The organism is uncultured Formosa sp. (assembly GCF_947500765.1).
Lineage (GTDB): Bacteria > Bacteroidota > Bacteroidia > Flavobacteriales > Flavobacteriaceae > Formosa.
The window spans coordinates 585958-609997 of sequence record NZ_CANMTH010000001.1 but is presented as its reverse complement, the minus strand read 5'-3'; the positions used below and the strand labels follow the sequence as shown (position 1 = coordinate 609997).

Here is a 24040-nt window from a genome sequence, read left to right as displayed (position 1 = left end):
AAAGAGTAATATGAGTATCGATTTAAATAACATTGAGTTTATACCTTATATATGCCTTGGTTAAAATAACCAATTTTAACGGATTTGAGATACGAATTCGTTCATATAATAAGCGTTTTGAATCTAATCTTTTTAATTTATGTAATAATTTTAAATAATACTTATAGGCCAAGTAGACTCCTAAACGACTTTCCATGGGTAACTGTAGTATCCCTTTATAGGCTTCATCAAAATCTGATTCGATATCTTTAATAATATCTTCTTTCGCTAAATTGGTTAATCCATTTTTATTTACATTAGGAAAATACGAACGCCCTAAAACTTCGGTATCATCTTTTATATCTCTTAAAAAATTCACCTTTTGAAACGCAGAACCTAAATATTTAGCTGAATCTTTTAAGGCATTAAATTGAGCTTCGTTGTTATTTACAAAAACTCGTAAACACATTAAGCCAACAACATCTGCAGAACCATATATATAATTTTTATAAGCCTCGTCTGTATCGTATTCTGTAACTTTTAAATCGCATTCCATACGCTTAAGAAAATCTGCTACATAGGTTTCTAAGTTATAGTTTCTAACCACTTCTTGAAATGCATTTATAATAGGATTTAAACTTATTTTTCGTTCTAAAGCTTTGTGGTAATCGGCTACAAATTCATAAAACAATTCTTCTTGATTATACCCTTCAAAAGAATCTACAATTTCATCTGCATAACGTACAAAGCCATAAATGGCATAAATGTGTGGACGAATAGATGGTGCGAATAATTGAATACCCCAAGAAAATGAAGTACTGTATTCTTTAGTAATAATTTTACTACATTTTAAACTGGATGTGTCAAAAAGTGCCTTCATGATTTGCAATATTTTAAGATTAATTCGCTTACAATTTTACCTGAAATAAGAGAAGGAGGCACTCCTGGACCAGGCACAGTTAACTGTCCGCAGAAATATAAATTATCTACTTTTTTACTTTTTAATTTAGGACGTAACACATGAGTTTGCATTAATGTATTTGCTAACCCATAAGCGTTGCCTTTGTATGAATTATAATCGTCTTTAAAATCATTCACACAATAGGATTCTTTAAATAAGATATGCGACCTTACTTCGCAACCTGCAGTTTTTTCTAATCTAGAAATTAACGTATCAAAATACTGTGCTCTAATTTCTGGAGTATCTTTTAAATCTGGTGCTATTGGCATTAAAAAAATACCAGCTTCTTTACCCTCCGGTGCTGCTACGCTATCTGTTTTACTTGGAAAACTAGCATAAAACAAAGGCTTTTCAGGCCATGTTTTAGTATCGTAAATAGTTTCGGCATGAGTTTCAAAATCGGTATCAAAAAACAACGTATGATGTGTTACATTCTCAATAGGCTTATCGAATCCGACAAAGAACAATAATGCAGAAGGCGCAAATGTTTTCTTATCCCAATAGCCCTCTGTGTACTGCCTAAACGATTGTGGCAATAAGGTTTCTGTATGATGATAATCTGCACCACTTAACAAGACATCGCAAACATAATCTTGTTTGGTGGTAGAGACACTTTTTACCTGTTTGCCTTCTAAATTAATAGAGGTAACAGCACTATTTGTTTCAAATTTTACTCCTAAACTCAGAGCCAATTTTTCAATACCTTTTACAACTTCGTACATACCTCCCATAGGGTGCCAAGTCCCTAATTTAAAATCGGCATAATTCATGAAATTATAAAACGAAGGTGTTGTACTTGGTTTAGCCCCCAAAAACAAGACTGGAAATTCTAATATTTTTTGAAGCGATTCGTTTTTAACATAACTAGAAACTTGTTTTTTTATAGTTGTTAAAAAAGCGCCTGACTTTGTAACGGTATCCCAATTTACTATTTCGAATACACTTTCTCCGGGTTTATAGACTAGGTCCTTTATTGCGATATTATAATTATCCTCAGATTTATTTATAAATTTCTGCAATGCTTGTCCACTATTAGGTTCGACAGCTTCAAATGTTGATTTGATTTTTTCAAATTCATCTTCAATAGCTATCGATTCATTAGTCCCGAAATATATTTTATAAGCCGGATTTAATTTTTTCAATTTATAATAATCTGTTGTAGACGATTTAAAATCGTTAAAAAAAGATTCAAAAACATCTGGCATCCAGTAAAAGGTCGGACCAATATCAAATACAAAACCATCTTTTTTAAACTGTCTTGCACGACCACCAATGGTATTATTTTTTTCAAGAATGGTTACATCAAATCCTGCTTGTGCCAAGTAACAACTCGCCGCCAACGATGAAAAACCAGAACCAATAATAACAACTTTTTTACTTTGCATACGCTTTTAAATCTTTAAATAATCCTGCAACTACTAAAATGAGTTGCAGGAATACTCACCTTTAATCAACTAATTAATTGTTTATCAGTTTAATATACTAATATATTTTATACTATTTAAATATTAATTTGGTAAAAGCACACGATCTATAACATGTGCAACGCCATTAGACCCCATAACATCTGCAGATAGTATATTGGCATTTTCTCCAATCGCATCCTGAATTACAAATGAATCTCCCGAACTTACAATACTGATATTATTTCCTTCATAAGCTGTTGCTACAGTAGATTCTGATAAATCTGCCGCATAAACTTCAGCTGGAATTACATGGTATAATAAAATGTTTTTAAGTAACGTAATCTCTTCTTCAGTATCAAAATCATCTAAACTATTATAATCATCTCCAAGAGCATCTAACAAAGCAACAAAAGCAGTATTTGTAGGTGCAAATACTGTAAAAGGACCTTCACTATTTAAAGTATCTACCAAATCTGTTTTAATTACTGCATCTTTTAAAATAGATAAATCATCTGTTTCTGATACTATTTCTACTAGTGTTTGTGCATTAAGCATATCTATAATTTCTTGAGGAAGTAAGATTTTATCAATAATATGGATTACCCCATTACTTGCATCTACATCTGCAGTAGTAACCATTGCAGCAATTTCTGTAGCATCTTCAATATATACTCCGTCTGTTAAATCTACAGTTAGAGTTTCTCCTTGTACTGTTGTAATTTCTTGATTGTCTGAAAGCGCAGTAGAGTTTACTGCAGCACCAGCTACAACATGATATTGCAATATGGTTGTTAACATGGCTTTACCTGCTTCTGTATCGAAATCTGATAAACTATTAAATCCGTCTAACTGATTTAACAAGTCTACAAAAGCTTGATTTGTTGGTGCAAAGACAGTAAACGGTCCATTACCACTTAAAGTTCCAATTAAATTACTATCTGTATCCGTATCTGCTAAAACTAAAGCAGAAACTAAGTTGCTCAATTCCGGAGTGTCTTGAGCCACTTCAACAATATTCTTGTCTGTATTCATACTCCCTCCATCGTCATCACTATCACATGACGTAACCACTAAAAATAAGCTAAATAAAGCTACTAGGTATTTTACATTTGAATTCATGTCTATGTTTTTTATTGTTATTGTTCGACAAAACTATAATAATATTTTCATTTGTCCAACTTATTTAAAATAAAGTTTGACAAATGTATTTTCGCTAAAACTTTAAAAAGTCTTTTTTTTGTTTAACTTTGTCCAATAAATACTTAGACATGAGCAAATATACGATGACGCAGATCGTGTCTTTAACGGGCATAAAATCACATACGTTAAGAAAATGGGAAAGCCGTTACAACTTTCTAGAACCTTTACGTACGGATACTAATATTAGATATTACACCGATGAGCAATTAAAAAAATTGCTAAACATCGGGATATTAACACGTAATGGATTTAGAATTTCGAAGATTGATGGCATGACTGATACAGAGATACATGATCAGGTATCTCATATTTTACTAGAAGGATCTGCAGAAGATGAAATTACCGCTTTAATTTTAAGTATTATGACTTTAAATGAAGATGAGTTTGACAAAACTGTAAATGCTGAAATACTTAAAACGGGTATAATTTCTACCATTACAGGTCTTATTTATCCATTCTTAGCACAAGTTGGAGTACTTTGGGGTGTAAACAAAGTAATGCCTGCTCAAGAACACTTTATATCTAATTTAATTAGACAAAAAATATTCACAGCCATAGAACTCTTACCAAAGCCCTTACCTGATGCACCAAGAGCTGTTTTGTTTTTACCAGAAAATGAAAATCATGAAATAGGACTCTTATTAGCTTCTTTTATTGCCCAAAAAATTGGCTGGCGCGTGTATTATCTTGGACAAAATGTACCGAACGAAAATATTAAAATGGTGACTGATATTACTAATCCAGATGTATTGGTTACGATGTTCATTGTACAAACCACAAAAACTATTGAGACTAGACTTAAAAGTCTTAGTAGCGAATTAAACTTACCAATAATTGTTTCTGGATATGTTGAAAACCCTGAAATATTAAAGACAATTTCTAAACACATCCATTACCTGAGTCACCCAAAAGAGTTTATTCCTTTATTAAATGCAATTAAAACACTTTAAAACTAGAGTTATAATTTATATTAATTAAACGTTTTAATAACTCTAAATCTGAAGACTAAATCATTAGTTCGCACTAATTTATCTGAATCTTGTCTAGTATAATGATAAGCCAAACTACCTTCTAATTTAAAATCTGAATTAAACTGATACCCTAAACCAGGAGTAACACGAATAACATCGTTAAATTGAGACGCCTGTACTAGGTTAAAAAAGCCTTCAACAGATATAGGTAAATAAAACCCCACACCTTCTTCAAAAAATACACCTTCTAAATTAATAATTCCTTTAACTTGGTATCGCATACGCAATCCAAAAATCTGATTATCTTCTACCCCAGAAAACACAAAGCGTTGTTCTGTCCTTAAATATTGTTGCAACACAAAACGCGGACTAATATTAAAGGAAAATTTATAGCCTTGAAAGGGCCTAACTTCAAAAGAACCATCGTTTTTTTTACTTGTTAATAAAAAAAGTCCATTACCAAAAACAACCGTTTCCGAATGCTTCACGCTTTTTAAAAAAAGTTGATTCTCTAGGACAGATTGGTAAGAAGCTCTTACTATATAACGGTGCCAACTTTTAGGCCAAATGGTTCGATACCCAAATTCTCCATTTATTTTTTGTCCTGATCCTACATTCCAACTCGGATTAAAATCAAACCATAATTGTTCTGTAAAATCATTATCACTTATCTCGCCTTCTTTATAAACTTGAGCATGTGTTATATTATAAAACAAAAAAAACACCACGTATAATATAACTATTGAAGCTCTTTTTACTAGAGTAAAACAAAAAAAACTACAATTTTTAAAACGATATAACATGAAGAAAACTAGTATGGCGTAATGAGATTAAATACATGGAAATTTTATGCAGGTTTAAAAATATAAAAACGTAAATTAAATTACTTATAATTTAATAATTTTTTAAAAAATCTACGTTTTAAAAAAATCTAGTTAACTTTAAGTGCAGTGTTTCAAAATATTAACATTATATAGGTAAACTAAATTTTTAATTTATATTTACCCAAAATATTATTTTTAGAAAGTTTTAACCAGACAATTTATGAATTTTAGAAGGACAATATTTGGTATTTGTTGTTTACTATTTCTAACCACAACAACAGCCCAAGAAACAACTACAACAACTGTATCTGCTACAAGTACAGATATAAGTTTTAATTTAGACCTAGAAGCTGTTGCTTCAGTTTTTGGAGAGTCTAAAAATCTGGAAGATTTCGAAGAACGGTTAAACGATCCGGAAGCTAAAATTTCTAATTTAGACTTAAATGAAGATGGAAATGTAGACTATTTAAGAGTTGTTGAAATTTCAGAAAACAACACCCACGTTGTAACACTTCAAGCCGTTCTAGCAGAAAATCAATTTCAAGATATAGCCACTATTGATGTTGAAAAATCTGGAGAAGACACACAAGTAATTATTACAGGAGATACATATATATATGGTCCCAATTATTTTATTACACCTTATTTTGGCATAGCACCACCCATATTTGGTTGGTTTTGGGGACCAATGTACAACCCTTGGATGTCTCCTTGGTATTGGGGATTTTATCCGCCATATTTTAGACCATGGAGACCTTTCCCTCCTCACATTTATCATAATAATGTACATGTACACATTAATACGCACAACAGATATAATCACGACCACGTAAGACGCAATCATCAAGCAAAGCGGTTACAAAAATCTGTTAGTCATAGAGATCTTCAGAAAAAATTTCCTGAAAAGTCTTTTAAAAACAGAAATATAGGCCTAACCAATAAACGTGATATTAATTTAAATAATAACACAAGACTTAACCGTACAAATTCTAAAAACTTAAACAGAACATCTACAACTAGTAGACCTTTTAGTTCCCCATCCAGAACAGAATCATCCTTTAATAGATCTGGCATGACTAGACGGTCTGGTGGATTCGGAGGATTTAGACGATAAACTTTATAACTAACCAATTCAAAATAAAATGAAAACAATGAAAAAATACATTACATTATTTGTTCTGAGTATTTTGCCCTACGCTACGTTTGCGCAAAATGAGGATAAAAAAATTGATATTGATGCAGTAATGCTTTTTGATCAAATGGGAGAAGCCATTGGAGAATTAAGCGCCGTATCTTTTCACCTAAGTACAATTACAGAAGTATTAGACGGTGATAAAAAAATAGAAAACAAATATAACGAGTGCGATGTTAAAATGGTTGGGCCAGATAAATTATCTGTAAAACAACACAGTAAAGATAAACACAGCGCATACTATTACAACGGAAAAATTATTACTTATTATTCTTTTAATGAAAATAACTACATTACAGTAGATGCGCCTGATAACATTATTGACATGATTGATTTTATGCACGATAATTTTTCAATGGATTTCCCTGCAGCAGATTTCTTCTACCCTACTTTTACAGATGATATTATTGAAAACTTTAACAATATCAGTTACATTGGATTAGATCTTTTAGGAGGTGAAGAATGTAATATTGCACAAATTGAAAACGAAAATGTGATTGTGAAAATTTGGATTTCGGATGAAGCACACACACTTCCTAAACAATTTGAAATCACTTACAAAAAGAAAGACAACTTAAAATACAAAGCAACATTTAGTGACTGGCAACTTAATCCTGAAATAAATGATAATGTTTTTGATTTTACGCCTCCAGCTAGTGCTAGACTAATTAGCGTTTTAATGGCTAAATCTTAAAACTAACTAATAATAAAACTAATCTCATGAAAATTCAAAATATACATACTCATATTAAAATAGGTTTAGTTGTGCTATTATTAGCATTTTTAAACCCTATAGATTTACAAGCACAACGCTTTAGCCGTGGTGGAGGTAATGCATCACGAGGTGGAGCCTCAACTCATCGTTCTACACCTTCAAGATCTAGCAACATGTCTAGACCTAAGACCACAACAGCAACTAGACAAAAATCTAGTATTAATGGAGGTTTTAATAAGTCGACATCAAGAAATTTGCCTAAAAAAACAACAGGTTCTACGTCTAGACTTCCTTCTAAAACAAATAACTCTGGTATAAAAAATAAATCTACTAACCTAGGCAATAAGAAAACAACCAATTTAGGTAATAAGAAAACGTCTAATATTAAAAACAAATCAGGAAACAAGATCAATATAGACAACAGTAAAAAGAACGTTAATATTAACGTTAACAATTCTAAAAACTTTCATCAAAACAACTCTAGAAACACTAGAGTAAACCATAGTCCAAGACATTATAACCGTCCGCCATACAGATATGGTGGTCGTGGCTACTACTGCCATAGACCATATTACTATCACCCTTATCGTCCATTTTATTGGGGACCAGCTTGGCACCCATGGGGATTCTTTATCACCACATTGGCAACAACAGCTATTATTGTTAGTATAGAGAACCAAAAATACCATTACGATAATGGCGTTTACTATGTTGCAGAAAACAATGGATACACCGTTGTACAAGCACCTGTTGGGGCAACAGTACAAACATTACCTAAAGAAGCAGAAACTGTACAAGTTACCGAAACTACTAATAATTACTATTATGGTGGTGCATACTACGAAAAAGATGCTAACGGATATACTGTAGTTCCTGCAACCGCAGGTACTATTGTTCCTAGCTTACCCGAAGGTGGTGAAGAAACAAAAATTGGAGATCAGACTTATGTTCAATTTGGAGACACATACTACCAACCTGTTCAAGTAGACGGCAAGGACATGTATGAGATTGTTGAGGTAAAAGATGAAGAATAAATTCATTTAATTACTCTTATAAAAAAGGCTTAAGTTTTAAATTTAAGCCTTTTTTATACCTGACTTTTATTGGGCTATTTATAAAATAAATAAGAATCTAAATATAATCTAGAAATACTGAGACAAAAAAACCGCCATTAATATTGAGACTTAACTTCAATATGAATGGCGGTTATATAATTTCTAAATTTTATTACTTCTTATTTATTTCTAATTTCTCAGCAAAATACTCGCAAAAATCCTTCATCGTTGCTGTCATTTTTTCATCCTGAGTGGCGCGATTAAACGTATCACTCATTGCCACTAAAGTTTGATGAAAAAATACCTTCATTTCATCTACAGGCATATCTTTTGTCCATAAATCTATTCTAAGAGATTCTTGCGCTTTACTATCCCATACAGAAAGCATCATTGCTTTAGCTTCTTCATTTTGTATACCACCATCTTCAGCTGTCCAATGTAAATTCTCAGGAACACGGTTTTCGTCTAATTCTACGGTTAATTGTATCGTTGATTTAAGGTTTGCCATTATTTCTTAGGTTTAAATTTTGATTGATTAAAAATATCTTCAGCACTCATATTAAACATGTCTTTAAAAGATATTTTTTTATTATTTTCCATATATGCTCTTACTATTTGCCAGCCTATGTATTCTCCTATTCTTCCTGGAGATTCATTATCTATTTCTGCTAAATAAAATTTAGAAAATGGTGCTGGATTAATAAAACGGGATGGTAATTTAGAATCCGTACTAAATAAGAGTTCACGTTCTACAAAGTATTGCCAGATATAAGTTTCATTAGTCTCTGCCCATTGTAATTGCGCATTAGAATATTGTATTTTTTCTGCATCTGTTTTAAACGGAATCATAAGATCTTTAAAATATAGACGTTTTCCTGCTGAAATCATTTCATCTAAAAGCGTCTTATTTTTAGTAGGAAAAATATAACTGTTCGCATAAGCATCTGCTAAATCCACAACAATTTGATTTTTAGTAAACCCTGCTCTTATATACTCTTGAACGCCCAAATAAAATTCATGATCCGGTCCTAAATAGGTGTCTAAAGCAATAATATCTATAGAATCTGTTACAATAACTTTATTACGATAATCTACATAAGATGTGGTACCAATAACACGAGGCATCTTAAATTCTGGATAATAAAACTTTAAATGCTGAAATAAAGATGTTATATCTTTTTCAATATCAGTTGTTTTAGGAAAAGTTTTTAAAACTGCTGCAGACAAGTCTTGTTGTATTGTATCCTGAATTTTATCCATCCAAAAGGCATCTGGATACGATTTTGAAAACATAAACGGATAATTTGCTTTTAATCCTACTAAATCTTCAGGAGTTGCTGCTGCAAATTCCTTATCGAAACGTTCAATATGTACAGGCATATCAATTTTTGAAATCTCATCAGAGACTTTAGTCTCATTTTTACAAGACACTACTGTGACTATTATGAATAGAAAAAAACTTAAATATTTCATAGAAAACTAAATGCCGTTAATTTTTATTACTTAAACGATTCGTTTATTTTTGTTCGGCAAAGGTAAGATTCTTTGTTTTAAATCCTTCATAAAAATGCAAACAGAAAAAATTGTAGATCACATTGTAAATTGGTTAAAAAATTATGCGACAAATGCTAAAGTAAATGGTTTTGTTATAGGAATTTCTGGCGGAATTGATTCTGCCGTAACCTCTACATTATGTGCACTTACAGGTTTAGATGTATTATGTGTAGAAATGCCTATACATCAAGCACCAAGCCATGTCTCTAGAGCAGTAGAACATATTAATCAACTTAGCCAAAGATTTTCTAATGTAAGAGACACTCGCGTAGACTTAACACCTGTTTTTGAAGAATTTAAGACCGAAATCTCTTTAGATGGGCAAGACGCCACAGTAGCCATGGCTTTAGCAAATACCAGAGCACGACTACGTATGTCTACCTTATATTACTACGCAGGACTACAAGGTCTTTTAGTGGCAGGAACAGGGAATAAAGTTGAAGACTTTGGTGTTGGTTTTTACACTAAATATGGCGATGGCGGTGTAGATTTAAGTCCGATTGCCGACTTAATGAAATCTGAAGTTTATGCTTTAGCTAAGGTTTTAAATGTACCAACTTCTATTATTGAAGCAACCCCAAGCGATGGTTTATTTGGAGATGCAAGAAGCGATGAAGACCAAATTGGAGCCTCTTACCCAGAGTTAGAATGGGCTATGACAATGAAAGATCAAGGCAAAACAGTTGAAAATTTTTCTGGTAGAGAAAAAGAAGTTTTTAATATATTTAACCGTTACAACACCTCGAATAAACACAAAATGGATCCAATTCCTGTGTGCATTATTCCTGACAATTTAATGTAAAAACTAGCTTATAAATAAATACTTTTTTTCTATATTTACATAGACTGGTTTCTTTATAGAATCTACGCCCCTAACAGTCGTTTTTTTTTTTTTTGACAATCAAACAAACCTAACTATATAAATTATGATAAAACTGTTGGTAGCGGATCACCACCCTATTATTCGGAAAGGACTTGAATTACTGTTCTTAACGTCGCCAGTTATAAAAGTCGAAGGCGGCGTAGATGATGGAGAATCTATATTCGATTTTTTAAAATCTAACACCGTAGATATATTAATTTCTGAAATTGATTTACCTAAACTAAACGGTATAACGGCATTAAGACGTTTAAAGAAAGAATATCCACACATTAAAGTATTAATGTTTAGCACTCACCCAGAAGAGGTGTATGCTATGAGTTCCATTAAAGCAGGAGCATCTGGATATATTTCTAAAACAGCAAACATTTTAACCTTAAGAGAAGCCATTCTAAAAATAGACCAAGGAGGCATTTACTTAAGTAATGATTTAACTCACCGCTTAGCTTTTGGCGAACGTGTTCATAGAACAGGCTCGTTCTATAAAAAACTATCTACTCGTGAAGTTGAGGTTCTTAAACTACTTTCTATTGGAAAGAAAAATAAGGAAATCGCTAAAGAATTAGATATTAATGAAAAAACCGTAAGTACTTACAAAGCGCGTTTAATGAAAAAATTACAAGCTTCAAATTTAGTAGAATTACTAAATCAAGCTAAATTATTAGAATCATAACACACGAGTTAATTTTCTAGACAATAACATCTTTAGACCATAGTAATCTTTAACTTCTTCAAGAATACTTCTATTAGTTTCGTTTCTATGTTCTAAAGTTGTTTGTTGAAATTCTAGCACTTTTTGATCGATTAGAAAACAGCGTAAACTTAAAATAGTTTCGCTAACTAATTGCGCAACACCTTCTGTTTTAGACTTTGGGAAAATATTATTTCGTTCCCAATCGTGTAACGTATGGCGTTCGTCATCCATTAAGATACTTGTTATTTCTTGAGACAACTTTATATCTACCGTATTTACAAACTGCTCTAAAACAAAGTCAGGGTTTTGGTTTAACTTATCTATAATGGTATAATACAAGGTTTTAAATGTCTCATTACCAAATTGCATTTCATCCTCTTGTAAATCTAAAAATATTTTTTCAAATACTTTTGCTTGTTGTACAACAGGTTCTAAAACTAAGTCCCCTTTCTCGTTTTCCTTTAAAATTAAATCTTCAAAGTCTTCAACTTTATTTCCATAAAGCAATAAAATCTCTATAATTTTTCGTTCTAAAATATATTGAACATCTACCTTTTTATTAGGTTGTTCGTCATTTCTTATAACTTCAAAAAAATCAGGAGGCGGCTCTTGACTACTGCCATAACTACTGCTACTGCTATTAGTGGTTTTACTGCTTTTATTCGCTATTTGGGCTAACGAACTAAACAATACCGATTCACTAATATCCATAATTCTTGCGCATTCTTGTAAATACACTTCTTGCTTAATTCGATCAGGAATTTTAGATATACTTTGAATAATATCTCGTATAGTTTCTGCTTTTTTTATTGGATCATTTTTAGCTTCTTGAACCAATAACCCTGCTTTAAACTGAATAAAATCTTTAGAATTAGATTCTAAATAAGCACGTAATTCTTCCTCTGTATTTTGTTTTGCAAAACTGTCAGGATCTTCGCCTTGCGGAAATGTACATACACGCACATTCATACCCTGTTCTAGAATTAAATCTATCCCACGAATAGAGGCACGCATTCCTGCTGCATCTCCATCAAACAATACTGTAATGTTTTTGGTAAGTCTGTTTATTAAACGAATTTGCTCTGAAGTTAACGCCGTTCCTGAAGAGGAAACCACATTTGTGATTCCAGTTTGATGAAACTGAATGACATCGGTATAACCTTCTACTAAAAAACAATTATCTTCTTTTGCTATGCTTTGCTTGGCATGATAGATTCCGTATAATACTTTACTTTTATAATAAATCTCACTTTCTGGAGAATTCATATACTTAGCAGCCTTTTTATCGTTCGTTAAAATACGACCACCAAATCCTAATACACGCCCGCTCATACTCTGAATAGGAAATAAAACACGGCCTTTAAAACGATCGAAATACTTTTCTCCTTTTACAATAGTAAGTCCCGTTTTTTCAAGAAATTCTAACTTATATCCCTTTTTTAAAGCAGCATCAGAAAATGCTTGCCACTCATCTAAAGCATACCCCAAACCAAACGACTTAATCGTCTCTGGCGTAAAACCACGTTCTTTAAAATAACTTAAACCAATAGATTTACCAGCATCGGTTTTATGCATTATATTCTGAAAATAAGTACTTGCAAATTCACTTACCAAATACAAACTTTCTCGAGCATCTTGCTTTTCCTTTTCTTCGTCTGTCTGTTCAGTTTCTTCAATTTCAATATTATATTTTTTAGCTAAATATTTTATAGCCTCAGGATATGTAAAATGCTCATGCTCCATTAAAAAAGCAACAACATTTCCTCCTTTTCCACTTGAAAAATCTTTCCAGATTTGCTTTACTGGAGAGACTACAAAACTTGGTGAACGCTCGTCACTAAAGGGACTAAGCCCCTTATAATTGCTCCCTGCTTTTTTAAGCTGAACAAAATCGCCAATAACTTCTTCTAATCGTGAAGCTTCAAAAACAGTGTCTATGGAAGATTTTGAAATCAATGATGTATGGTTTTAAATGATGTAAAATAGTATACAAATATACTTTAAAGATTCTCTCCAATTGGTCTAAAACAGTGCCATTTTTACATATAATATATTATGTGCAGCTAATATTTTCTCATCATAGTATGTACCAAATGCTTAACTTAGCTACTTTTCAAATTTTTTATTTAAACGTCAAGAATGAAAAACAACACAATACCTTTCCTCATCATCTTATTAATTTGTTCAATGGCAAACGTCGTTTCGGCACAAACAAAAGCAACTCCGGTTTTTAAGGATGGTGAAGCACAAATTGTTAAAGCATTTAGTAATCCTGAAAACTGGATTCGTCACGATTTATGGGTAGAAACTGAATTTGACACCGATGGTGATGGAAAATTAGACCGCATGCATGTAGATGTTACCAGACCAAATCAAACAGAAACAGAAACAGAAGGTTTGAAATTACCCATTATTTACGAGTCTAGCCCTTATTATGCTGGTGTAGCTAGTGATGTTCCTGGATTATTTTGGGATGTAAATCATGAACTTGGAGCAGAAGCTCAAGAACGAGTACATCCAGAAGTGATTCGTGTAGGCGAACGTCCAATAATTTCTAATTCTCAAATAAAAAAGTGGGTACCTCGTGGCTATATCGTCGTGCATTCTTCATCACCAGGAACTGGATTATCTCAAGGTTCTCCTACTGTTGGTGGCGATAATGAATCTTTAGCTCCAAAAGCCGTAATCGATTGGTTAAACGGACGAGCTAAAGGGTACACAACACCTTACGGTACAGAAATTGTAAGTGCATATTGGTCTACCGGAAAAGTAGGCATGACAGGAACTTCTTATAACGGAACTATCCCTTTAGCAGCCGCAACAACAGGGGTAGATGGATTAGAAGCGATCATTCCTGTAGCACCAAATACATCTTATTATCACTATTACAGATCTAACGGCTTGGTACGTTCTCCTAGCGGTTATTTAGGAGAAGATATTGATGTGCTATATGATTTTATTCATAGCGGAGATGAATCTAAACGAGCTTATAGCAATAAAACCATTCGCGATACCGAAATGAAAAATGGTATGGATAGAATTACTGGTGATTATAATGATTTCTGGGCAAGTCGGGATTATCTAAACGATATGAAACCGATGAAAGCTGCTTTATTAATGTCGCACGGTTTTAACGATTGGAATGTCATGCCTGAACACAGTTACCGCATTTACAAAGCTGCTAAAGAAAAAGGATTACCTGTTCAAATTTACTATCACCAAGACGGACATGGAGGACCTCCTCCTATGGTTTTAATGAATCGTTGGTTTACACATTTTTTACACGGTGTAGAAAATGATGTAGAAAAAGATAAAAAAGCATGGATAGTTAGAGAAAATGATAGTCCAAACGAACCTACATCTTATGCTGACTATCCGAATCCTGAAGCCAAACTAGTTCGCTTACATATAAACGCGGGCGGACAAAAAACAGGAGGTTTAACCCTGTCTAAACAGACCGCAACTATGCAAGAAGTGCTTGTAGATGATGCATCTTTTTCGGGTGACTCTTTAGCTAATTTAGCAGAATCTAAACATCGTTTATTATATGTTACGCCTACTTTAACAAAAGACGTACACTTATCTGGATTGGCTAAAATACACATTAAACTTGCAAGTAATAAACCTGCTGCAAACTTATCAATTTGGCTAGTTTCTTTACCTTGGAACTCTAATATAAATTCGCCTATTACAAATAATATTATTACTCGTGGCTGGGCAGATCCACAAAATTCTAAATCTATTAGAACTAGCGAACCCTTAGTGCCTGGACAATTTTATGATCTGTCTTTCGATTTACAACCTGATGATCAAATCATTAAAAAAGGACAACAAATTGGTCTTTTGATTTTTTCTAGTGATAATCAATATACAATTCTACCAAAAGCAGGAACAGAATTAACAATAGACTTAAACGAAACAACTTTAGAATTACCCGTGGTTGGCGGAGAAGACCTTTTTAAAAAAGCAATACATTAATACAAAAAAAGGCTTCAATTAATTTTGAAGCCTTTTTTAGTTTATTTAATCCATATCGAAACGTAAGCCTACAGATATATTATTTTGGTCGAATTCTTGGTGTTTAAATATAGGAGACAAATCGTATTTAACATACAACCCAACACTACCCAAAGACACATAACTACTAACACCGTACACAAAACTATTTACAGCATCGTAATCTTTATATTTCTTTTTCTGATTACTTCCATCTTCTTTATATTTCACTTTTTGAAGTGATGAAATATTAATTCCACCATAACCTCCTATTCCGAATTTAAATTTTTTGTGTGTAGAATATCTAAAATAATCTTCTTTTTCAATTTTCTTAGATGGTCCAAATTCAAAATGTACAGGAAATACTAAATTAGTTGTTCTAAATTTTGATTTTCTCACGTTATAAGGGTATTCTTCAAAAACCACTTGGTTACCTTCTTCCCTAAAATACATATTATCTTTTATATCTAATTTATTCCACTGAAAAGAGAATCCATATTTTAATCGCAATGCATTAGAATTTTCAAAAACCCGTGTTTTCCAAGCCCAACCTAATTCTACAAATCCAGAACCACCAAGCTTATAAGGCGAATCGTTTAAACTTTCTCCTTCAATTAGTGCATTATTAAACCCAATAGCAAAAACTAAATCGCTAGTGGTGCGTTTATCGTATACTGGAACAGCTTTTGTTTTAGACCCTATATAAATAGACGTTTGTTCGCTAGACCTATCACTATCGGAATCCTTCCCTATTCGGATTACAATTTGTCCGTCGTCCCCAAAACTATAAGACTCTGTATTGCGTTCCTGTAAATCGATTTTATTATCGATTATAGCTATACGGTTTTCAATGTTTAAAGCACGTTTTTTAGCAATTTCTTGTTTCAAGATTTCCCCCTCTTCAACAGTAATATAATCCGCATCAACTTTATCGTTAATAGCTTCAACGTCCTGTCTTAACAACTCTTTTTCTTCATTTCTAATAGTTTCCTTTTGCGTTTTTAAAACCTGAATACGTTCTGGGTTTAGAGAATCTTTCACCTCTATTTCTTGAGCAACACTTACTTGTGATGCTAAAATTAAGGTGAGTGTAATTGTTAATTTGGTAATGATGTTCATAATGTTCGTTTTTTGATTAATAATGATTGATTTTGATGAAATGTGTTAATCGTTACGTTCTACAACAGCAGTTTTAACCTTTACAAAGCCTGATTTTACAGCTTCGAAAACTTTATCCCTAAAACTATGCTCGATATCGTTTTCTACACTTTCTAAAAGCGCTTTCGAATCTACTGTTTGCTGACTTACTTTTAATGCTTTTTCAGAACTAATTTGCTGCTCTGCTTGTTGTAATAAGTCTTCGATATAATCGTTACTGACAGCTTGTTCTTGCTGTGCTAAAGCAGAATTAGACAACGTATCTTCTAGTGTAGAATTTAATTTTCCTAATGCTTTAGTCTCCTCCTTTGGATTTAAAGTCTCAACTATAGTATGAGTTTTTTTTCTGTTTTTATTTAAAGAAACGGCTTTAAGAGTACCATTTTCTTTTGAAGTTTTTACAACCTCATCTTTTGGGAGCGACACGATAACCTCTTCTAAACTTGAAGTAGAAGAATCTATCACAACTTCTGTTTTTTCTACAGGAATTTCTACATCTACAACTTGTAGATCTGTGTTAGTATTCGACTTAAACATCCAAGTACTAAGTAATAAAACACCTATAAAGCTAGCTGCAATTGCCATAAACCAATAGGGTTTAAATGAATGCGTACTTTCCTGAGCATCTAATTGTGATTGCAATTGATTCCAAGCTTGAGCAGACGGCTGTAATCGACGTTTCTCCAGACTATTCTTTATATTGGTTTCGATATTATTTGATGCCATAACTATTAGAATTAAGTGCATTTAACTGCTGTTGAAGCAACTGTCTTGCTTTATACAATTGCGATTTAGAAGTTCCTTCAGAAATTTTAAGTAAGGTGGCTATTTCATGATGCTTGTAGCCTTCAACAGCATACATTACAAATACCATTCTGTAACCTTCGGGTAAATTATCTATTAGATTTTGAATGTCGTCTACAGCTAAATGTCCTTCACTACAAAGTGGAGAAGCTTCTGTTGTATCGTCTTCAACTTCAACAAAAATAATTTGCTTTTTCTGTCTTAAAAATGAAATAGACTCGCGGACCATGATTCTACGAATCCAGCCTTCAAAAGAGCCTTTGTTTTCGAAAGTTTTTAATTGTGTAAATACTTTTAAAAAACCATTTAGCATCGCTTCTTCTGCATGCTGCATGTCTTTAATATAGTATCTGCAAACGCTTAGCATTTTGGGTGCATGCGTATCGAACAAGACTTGCTGTGCTTCGCGATTGTTTTGACACGCTTTTTTTATAAGCAGATCTTGGTTTTTATGTAATTGTATAACTTTCAAAAACGGTTTCATTTGGTCTTCTATTTATAAAGACGCAAAAACGATATGAAAGGTTGCCTGAAGATTTTATTTTTTTCTATCGATAACATAATTCACCATTAAAATTAACGATGATTTGTATGCAGATTCGGGGTAAGGTTCCAACATTTTTAAAGCTTCTTCTTGAAATGCTTTCATTTTTGTAACGGCATAATCTAAACCGCCATGATCTTTTACAAAAGCAATAACCTCTTTAACGCGCTTGGCATCTTTGTTGTGGTTTTTAATAGAATTAATTAACCACTTATTATCTTTTTTAGATACTGTATTAAGAACATGAATAAGAGGAAGTGTCATTTTTTGTTCTTTAATATCTATTCCGGTAGGTTTACCAATTTTTTCTTGGCCGTAATCGAATAAATCATCTTTAATTTGAAATGCCATACCTATAAGCTCACCAAATTTACGCATGGTTTCTACATGTGTAGATTCTGGTTTTACAGATGCTGCACCCAAACTACAACATGCAGCAATTAAAGTTGCTGTTTTCTGACGAATAATTTCATAGTACACCGCTTCGGTAATATCTAACTGACGTGCTTTTTCGATTTGAAGCAACTCACCTTCACTCATCTCACGAACAGCGATTGAAATAATTTTAAGTAAATCGAAATCATTATTATCAATAGATAACAATAAACCTTTAGACAGCAAATAATCGCCAACAAGTACAGCGATTTTATTTTTCCAAAGGGCATTTATAGAAAAAAAACCACGACGTCTATTACTGTCATCAACCACATCGTCGTGCACTAAAGTGGCCGTATGAATTAATTCTATAACAGAAGCACCTCTATATGTACGCTCGCTAACCTCGCCATTAGACACCATTTTAGAAACCAAAAACACAAACATAGGTCGCATTTGTTTTCCTTTTCTATTTACAATATAGTGGGTTATTCTATTAAGTAAAGCGACTTTAGAAGACATGGAAAGTAAGAACTTCTGTTCAAAAAGTTCCATTTCGTAAGCAATAGGTTGCTTTATTTGCTCTACTATTTTCAACTAGAATTATTAGGGATTATTAGCTGTACAAACCTAATAAAAAAGTGCGTTATAAACTATTTTTAAAGCGGTCTGAAATAAAAAACTGTGAATAGCTACTCTTCTTAGATGTTATACAATTTGCCTTGCCACGTATTTCGTTCTTGTAATTGTTTGTTTACTTTATCTACAAATTCAAAATTCTTTAAATTCCATTTGGGTGCGATTAAAAATTCTTTTGGAGATTGACTCACAAATCGCTCTAAAACGATATTAGGATTAAGTACTTCAATAAAATCTATGGTTAAATCTATATATGCTTCTGCAGTGTACAAATTAATTTCATCTAATCCTTTTAAATAGCGTTCGCCCATAATAGATCCCTTAACCAATTGTAATTGATGAAGCTTTAAGAAATTTAAAGGTAATTTAGACATTTCTTTAGCATGCTCTAAAATATCGGCTTTCGTTTCTCCTGGAAGCCCTAAGATTAAATGGGCTCCCACATTAATACCAGCTTCATGCGTTTTTTTTATAGCGACTACACTTGTTTGATAATCATGCCCTCGATTAATATATTGAAGTGTTGCATTGTTTGTAGACTCGATACCATATTCTATAGTAACATAAAATTGCTGGCTTAAATTGGCTAAATACTCTAAAAGCTCATCACTTATACAATCTGGACGTGTACCAATAACCAAACCAATTATTTTGGGGTGTAACAGCGCTTCTTCGTACCGTTTTTTAAGTACATCTAAACTTTCGTACGTATTACTGTATGCTTGAAAATAAGCTAAGTATTTTTGTGTTTTATATTTCTTAGCAAAAAAACCAATTCCAGTATTTATCTGACTTGTTATAGAATGATCTTCACTACAATATGCAGGATTAAACGTGGAATTATTGCAAAATGTACAGCCACCATAACCTTTACTTCCATCTCGATTTGGACAAGAAAACCCAGCATCTACAGAGACTTTTTGGACACGTTCTTTAAATTTTGTTTTTATATAGGAACTGTAATCATTATACCGTTTCTCATGTCCCCAAGCATATGTCATGATTATTTAATTTTAAAAGCTTTAATTTTATTATTTTTAATTTTGAAACACAATTTTAATACTAACTTTTATTAGCAAGTTGCCCACAAGCAGCATCTATATCTTTACCTCTAGAACGTCTAATAGTTACGGTAATATTGTTGGCTTCAAGGATTTTTACATACATATTTATAGCCTCGTCTTGAGCTTGTTGAAACTCCCCATCATCAATAGGGTTATATTCAATTAAATTCACTTTACTTGGTGCAAACTTGCAAAATTGCACCAAAGCTTCAACATCTTTTCGCTTATCATTAATACCTTTCCAAACTACATATTCGTAAGTAATTCTACTTTTAGTTTTACTAAACCAATACTCTAAAGCACTTCTTAAATCGGCTAAAGGGAAGGTTTCATTAAATGGCATAATTGATGTTCTAACCTCATCTATTGCAGAATGCAAAGACACGGCTAATTTAAATTTCACGGCATCGTCTGCCATTTTTCGTATCATTTTTGGCACGCCAGAAGTAGACACTGTAATACGTCTTGGCGACATCGCTAAACCTTCTACATCTGTAATCTTATCGATAGCCTTAACAACGTTATTATAGTTCATAAGCGGTTCGCCCATACCCATAAACACAATATTGCTTAGCGGCCTGTCTTGATACAAACGACTTTGATTGTCTATAGCAACAACTTGATCGTAAATTTCGTCAGGATTTAAATTACGCATACGTTTTAAACGGGAAGTAGCACAAAAACGACAATCTAAACTACAGCCTACTTGACTAGATACACAAGCTGTAGTTCTTGTTTTTGTTGGAATTAAAACAGACTCGACAACCAAACCATCATGTAATTGTACAGCATTTTTAACAGTACCATCACTACTACGTTGCATGGTATCTACTTTTATATGATTAATTACAAAGTGCTCTTCTAACATTTGTCGTGTCTCTTTCGAGATATTTGTCATATCGTCGAAATGATGAGCGCCTTTACTCCATAACCATTCGTAAACCTGATTTCCTCGAAAAGCTTTATCGCCTTGGGATTCAAAAAAATCTCGAAGTTGTTCCTTTGTTAACGCCCTAACGTCCTTTTTTTTGTTTGCCATAATACTGCAAAAATAATTAAAATGTAATTAGCATATTCTGCTATCTCAGCTTTTTAAAGCTATAAAAAAAGCCTTGATAAACAAGGCTTTAATGTATTTTGTAAGTTGTTAAGCTTATATAATTAACATGGCATCTCCATAGCTATAAAACTTATAACCTTCTTTTACAGCCTCTTCATAAGCACGTTTAATAAAATCGTGACCAGCAAAAGCTGAAACCATCATTAAAAGTGTAGATTTTGGTGTATGGAAATTTGTAATCATACAATTCGCAATACTAAAATCGTAAGGAGGAAAAATAAATTTATTTGTCCAACCGTTAAATTCGTTTAACGTACCATGAGAAGATACAGAACTTTCAATAGCACGCATAGATGTTGTTCCTACAGCACAAACACGTCTCTTTTCTTTAATTCCTGTATTGATTATGTTTACTGCTTTTTCTTCGATAATAGCTTCTTCGCTATCCATTTTATGCTTAGATAAATCTTCTACTTCTACAGGATTAAAAGTTCCTAATCCAACATGCAAAGTAACATCTGCAAATTTCACACCTTTAATTTCTAAACGCTTAAGCAAGTGTTTAGAGAAGTGTAATCCAGCTGTAGGAGCTGCAACTGCACCTTCATTTTTAGCATAAATAGTTTGGTAACGCTCTTCATCTTCTGGCTTTACTTCTCGTTTAATATATTTTGGAAGTGGAGTTTCGCCTAATATTTTTAGTTTGTTTCTAAATTCTGTATAAGAACCATCATATAAAAAACGTAATGTACGCCCTCTAGATGTTGTGTTATCAATAACTTCTGCAACTAACGTATCGTCATCACCAAAGTATAATTTATTACCAATTCTAATTTTACGAGCAGGATCTACTAAAACATCCCAAAGGCGTTGTTCTTCGTTTAATTCTCTAAGTAAAAACACTTCGATACGCGCACCTGTTTTTTCTTTGTTTCCGAATAAACGTGCAGGAAAGACTTTAGTATCATTAAGAATCATCACATCATCCTCATCAAAATAATCAATGATGTCTTTAAACTTTTTGTGTTCAATAGTTTGATTTTTTCTATCCAAAACCATTAAACGCGACTCATCTCTATTCTCTGATGGGTCTTCCGCTAATAATTCATCTGGCAGGTTAAAATTAAAATGTGATAATTTCATGTTCTGATATTTTTGTTTTAAATACTGCGGAATTAGAATGTTATAATTACACAATATTGTTAAAAGGAAACGCAAATATACAATCTGAGCATAGGCCTTGTCAAGTAAATCGCTATTTATTATTGATTTAATTAACAAATCCTAGTGAGAATCGGCTTTATTTACTGTAAATTTTAGTTTTCTTTGACCTTAAAACCTATTTTTTTCAAATCGGACCAGAATTCTGGGTATGATTTTGACACAACTTCGGCATTATTTACACGCATTTTAGCACATAAAGCTAATGGCGCAAATGCCATTGCCATTCTATGATCGTTATACGTATCGATCGCGATATCTTGATTTATATGGTCTGAAGATTCTAAAACAAGTGTTTTATCGGTAACATGAACCTGACCTCCTAACTTACCAATTTCAGTTTTTAAGGCTTCTAACCTGTCTGTTTCTTTAATTTTTAAAGTATGTAAACCCGACAATGTACAAGACATACCTAAACAAAAACAAGTTACAACAATAGTTTGTGCAATATCTGGAGCATTTACTAAATCGAGTGTTATAACGGTATCTTTGGAAACCTCTTTAACCTTTTTAAGGGTAATAGTATTGTTATTAAATATTGTTTCTACACCAAACTGCTTGTATATATTAGCTAAAACGGAATCGCCTTGCAGTGATGTTTCTTTATATGCAGACAATGTAATTGTAGTCCCAACAGGACTTAAAGCAACTATACTAAAGAAATATGATGCCGAAGACCAATCGCTCTCTACAGTTAATGTTTGTTTTGCAACTGCTTCTGTTTTTGGTTGCACAGTAATGGTTTGACCTATAAATTCTGCATCAATACCTAATTGATGTAACAAATTCAATGTCATTTTAATATAAGGCACCGAAGTTATTTCTCCGTCTAGAGTCAGTTTTAAACCATTTTCTAAAGACGATCCAATTAAAAGTAATGCTGAAATATACTGACTACTAACATTAGCCTTAAGTGTAACTTCGTTTTGAGTAATTTTTTTACCTAAAATTTTTATTGGTGGATACCCATCGTTTTCTACATAAGAAATATCTGCTCCTAAATCGCGTAGTGCATCGACTAGAATTTTAATAGGTCGCTCTTTCATACGTTTAGACCCTGTTAATGTTACAGATTTGCCTTCGCAACTTGAAAAATAAGCGGTAAGAAAACGCATGGTTGTTCCTGCATGATGAATATCTACAATATCTTCTTCTGATTTTAAAGCCATTTGCATGACATCTGAATCATCAGAGTTCGACACATTTTCTAAAGAAATATTCGGAAATAAAGCTTGTAAAACCAATAAGCGATTAGACTCACTTTTAGACCCTGTAATGGTTACGTTTAATGGCTTTTGTATGATTTCAGACTGTTCTAAAGTGATATTCATGGTGTACTATTTTAATTTTTTATTATTGTGATGCCTATCGTGATCGCGTTTCGTTTTTACATCCATTTTCTTATCGAACGCCTCCTGTAAATTAATTCCGGTTTGGTTTGCCAAACATAAAACAACAAAAACAACATCAGCTAATTCTTCGCCTAAATCTTTATTTTTATCACTTTCTTTTTCACTTTGCTCTCCATAACGTCTTGCTATAATTCTAGCCACTTCTCCTACTTCTTCTGTAAGTTGTGCCATATTAGTAAGTTCGTTAAAATAGCGAACACCATGCTCTTTAATCCAAGAATCTACGGCTAATTGTGCATCTTCAATATTCATTTGTAACTATTTTATATAAAATCGTCAAGTACTTAAGCTTTATAAAAAAGCATAAAGACTTGACGACTTGTTTACTTTATAATG

23 protein-coding genes are annotated in these 24040 nt (G+C 32.6%); 7 read left to right on the top strand and 16 right to left on the bottom strand.

Annotated elements, in window-relative coordinates:
• Positions 1–22: 22 nt before the first annotated feature.
• From Q1B05_RS02620 to Q1B05_RS02610, 3 genes are all read right to left on the bottom strand, one after another.
• On the bottom strand, positions 23–859 hold the full coding sequence (locus Q1B05_RS02620) for a squalene/phytoene synthase family protein (RefSeq protein ID WP_299777241.1): 837 nt from the start codon (positions 857–859) through the stop codon (positions 23–25).
• Positions 856–2325, bottom strand: coding sequence for an oleate hydratase (locus Q1B05_RS02615; RefSeq protein WP_299777239.1), 1470 nt, complete (start codon positions 2323–2325; stop codon positions 856–858). The genes Q1B05_RS02620 and Q1B05_RS02615 overlap by 4 nt, the downstream gene beginning before the upstream one ends.
• A gap of 123 nt (positions 2326–2448) precedes the next feature.
• Positions 2449–3465 carry a fasciclin domain-containing protein gene (locus Q1B05_RS02610; RefSeq protein WP_299777237.1) on the bottom strand — a complete coding sequence of 339 codons (1017 nt, stop codon included), beginning with the start codon at positions 3463–3465 and terminating at the stop codon, positions 2449–2451.
• A 149-nt stretch (positions 3466–3614) separates the two neighbouring features.
• On the opposite strand from Q1B05_RS02610, the gene Q1B05_RS02605 reads away from it, so the two are divergent.
• Positions 3615–4496 carry a MerR family transcriptional regulator gene (locus Q1B05_RS02605; RefSeq protein ID WP_299777235.1) on the top strand — a complete coding sequence of 294 codons (882 nt, stop codon included), beginning with the start codon at positions 3615–3617 and terminating at the stop codon, positions 4494–4496.
• A gap of 20 nt (positions 4497–4516) precedes the next feature.
• On the opposite strand, the gene Q1B05_RS02600 is transcribed toward Q1B05_RS02605, so the two are convergent.
• Positions 4517–5233, bottom strand: a complete 717-nt coding sequence (locus Q1B05_RS02600) for a DUF2490 domain-containing protein (protein WP_299777233.1) — start codon at positions 5231–5233, stop codon at positions 4517–4519.
• A 328-nt stretch (positions 5234–5561) separates the two neighbouring features.
• Here Q1B05_RS02600 and Q1B05_RS02595 point away from each other — a divergent pair, with 328 nt between their 5' ends.
• Genes Q1B05_RS02595 through Q1B05_RS02585 form a run of 3 tightly spaced genes read left to right on the top strand, consistent with a single transcriptional unit; the run spans position 5562 to position 8282 of the window.
• The gene (locus tag Q1B05_RS02595) at positions 5562–6455 is read left to right on the top strand and encodes a hypothetical protein (RefSeq protein WP_299777231.1); all 894 of its coding nucleotides are present in this window, start codon (positions 5562–5564) and stop codon (positions 6453–6455) included.
• A 37-nt stretch (positions 6456–6492) separates the two neighbouring features.
• Positions 6493–7227, top strand: a complete 735-nt coding sequence (locus Q1B05_RS02590; protein ID WP_299777229.1) for a DUF2092 domain-containing protein — start codon at positions 6493–6495, stop codon at positions 7225–7227.
• Positions 7228–7253: 26 nt separating this feature from the next.
• A complete protein-coding gene (locus Q1B05_RS02585) occupies positions 7254–8282 on the top strand; it encodes a DUF6515 family protein (protein ID WP_299777227.1) in 1029 nt (342 codons plus the stop codon).
• A gap of 193 nt (positions 8283–8475) precedes the next feature.
• Here the strand turns inward: Q1B05_RS02585 and gldC are convergent, their stop codons facing one another.
• Positions 8476–8811, bottom strand: coding sequence for a gliding motility protein GldC (gene gldC, locus Q1B05_RS02580; protein WP_299777225.1), 336 nt, complete (start codon positions 8809–8811; stop codon positions 8476–8478).
• Positions 8811–9776: a gliding motility lipoprotein GldB gene (gene gldB / locus Q1B05_RS02575; RefSeq protein WP_299777223.1), complete on the bottom strand. Its 966-nt coding sequence runs from the start codon at positions 9774–9776 to the stop codon at positions 8811–8813. Before gldB ends, gldC begins: the two co-directional genes overlap by 1 nt.
• A gap of 94 nt (positions 9777–9870) precedes the next feature.
• Between gldB and nadE the strand changes: the two genes are divergently transcribed.
• On the top strand, positions 9871–10659 hold the full coding sequence (gene nadE, locus Q1B05_RS02570; RefSeq protein WP_299777221.1) for an NAD(+) synthase: 789 nt from the start codon (positions 9871–9873) through the stop codon (positions 10657–10659).
• Positions 10660–10783: 124 nt separating this feature from the next.
• Positions 10784–11410 carry a response regulator transcription factor gene (locus Q1B05_RS02565; protein WP_299777219.1) on the top strand — a complete coding sequence of 209 codons (627 nt, stop codon included), beginning with the start codon at positions 10784–10786 and terminating at the stop codon, positions 11408–11410.
• Here the strand turns inward: Q1B05_RS02565 and dnaG are convergent.
• Complete coding sequence (dnaG, locus tag Q1B05_RS02560) at positions 11405–13387, bottom strand: DNA primase (protein WP_299777217.1); 1983 nt, start codon at positions 13385–13387, stop codon at positions 11405–11407. The two genes, Q1B05_RS02565 and dnaG, sit on opposite strands and share 6 nt — an antisense overlap.
• Positions 13388–13570: 183 nt before the next feature.
• Here dnaG and Q1B05_RS02555 point away from each other — a divergent pair, with 183 nt between their 5' ends.
• The gene (locus tag Q1B05_RS02555; protein ID WP_299777215.1) at positions 13571–15409 is read left to right on the top strand and encodes a Xaa-Pro dipeptidyl-peptidase; all 1839 of its coding nucleotides are present in this window, start codon (positions 13571–13573) and stop codon (positions 15407–15409) included.
• 45 nt (positions 15410–15454) lie between these two features.
• On the opposite strand, the gene Q1B05_RS02550 is transcribed toward Q1B05_RS02555, so the two are convergent.
• From Q1B05_RS02550 to Q1B05_RS02510, 9 genes are all read right to left on the bottom strand, one after another.
• The gene (locus Q1B05_RS02550) at positions 15455–16546 is read right to left on the bottom strand and encodes a hypothetical protein (RefSeq protein ID WP_299777213.1); all 1092 of its coding nucleotides are present in this window, start codon (positions 16544–16546) and stop codon (positions 15455–15457) included.
• 45 nt (positions 16547–16591) lie between these two features.
• Complete coding sequence (locus Q1B05_RS02545) at positions 16592–17311, bottom strand: hypothetical protein (protein WP_299777211.1); 720 nt, start codon at positions 17309–17311, stop codon at positions 16592–16594.
• Complete coding sequence (locus Q1B05_RS02540) at positions 17298–17873, bottom strand: RNA polymerase sigma factor (protein ID WP_299777209.1); 576 nt, start codon at positions 17871–17873, stop codon at positions 17298–17300. Before Q1B05_RS02540 ends, Q1B05_RS02545 begins: the two co-directional genes overlap by 14 nt.
• A gap of 54 nt (positions 17874–17927) precedes the next feature.
• Positions 17928–18905, bottom strand: a complete 978-nt coding sequence (locus Q1B05_RS02535; protein ID WP_299777206.1) for a polyprenyl synthetase family protein — start codon at positions 18903–18905, stop codon at positions 17928–17930.
• A gap of 104 nt (positions 18906–19009) precedes the next feature.
• On the bottom strand, positions 19010–19948 hold the full coding sequence (locus Q1B05_RS02530; protein ID WP_299777204.1) for a TIGR01212 family radical SAM protein: 939 nt from the start codon (positions 19946–19948) through the stop codon (positions 19010–19012).
• 61 nt (positions 19949–20009) lie between these two features.
• Complete coding sequence (gene rlmN / locus Q1B05_RS02525; protein ID WP_299777202.1) at positions 20010–21050, bottom strand: 23S rRNA (adenine(2503)-C(2))-methyltransferase RlmN; 1041 nt, start codon at positions 21048–21050, stop codon at positions 20010–20012.
• Between the two features lie 114 nt (positions 21051–21164).
• Positions 21165–22214 (bottom strand): tRNA preQ1(34) S-adenosylmethionine ribosyltransferase-isomerase QueA, encoded by a 1050-nt coding sequence (queA, locus tag Q1B05_RS02520; protein WP_299777200.1) that lies wholly within the window; start codon positions 22212–22214, stop codon positions 21165–21167.
• A gap of 173 nt (positions 22215–22387) precedes the next feature.
• Positions 22388–23623 carry a 3-phosphoshikimate 1-carboxyvinyltransferase gene (locus Q1B05_RS02515; RefSeq protein WP_299777198.1) on the bottom strand — a complete coding sequence of 412 codons (1236 nt, stop codon included), beginning with the start codon at positions 23621–23623 and terminating at the stop codon, positions 22388–22390.
• A gap of 6 nt (positions 23624–23629) precedes the next feature.
• Positions 23630–23956, bottom strand: coding sequence for a nucleotide pyrophosphohydrolase (locus Q1B05_RS02510; RefSeq protein WP_299777196.1), 327 nt, complete (start codon positions 23954–23956; stop codon positions 23630–23632).
• Between the last annotated feature and the right edge of the window lie 84 nt (positions 23957–24040).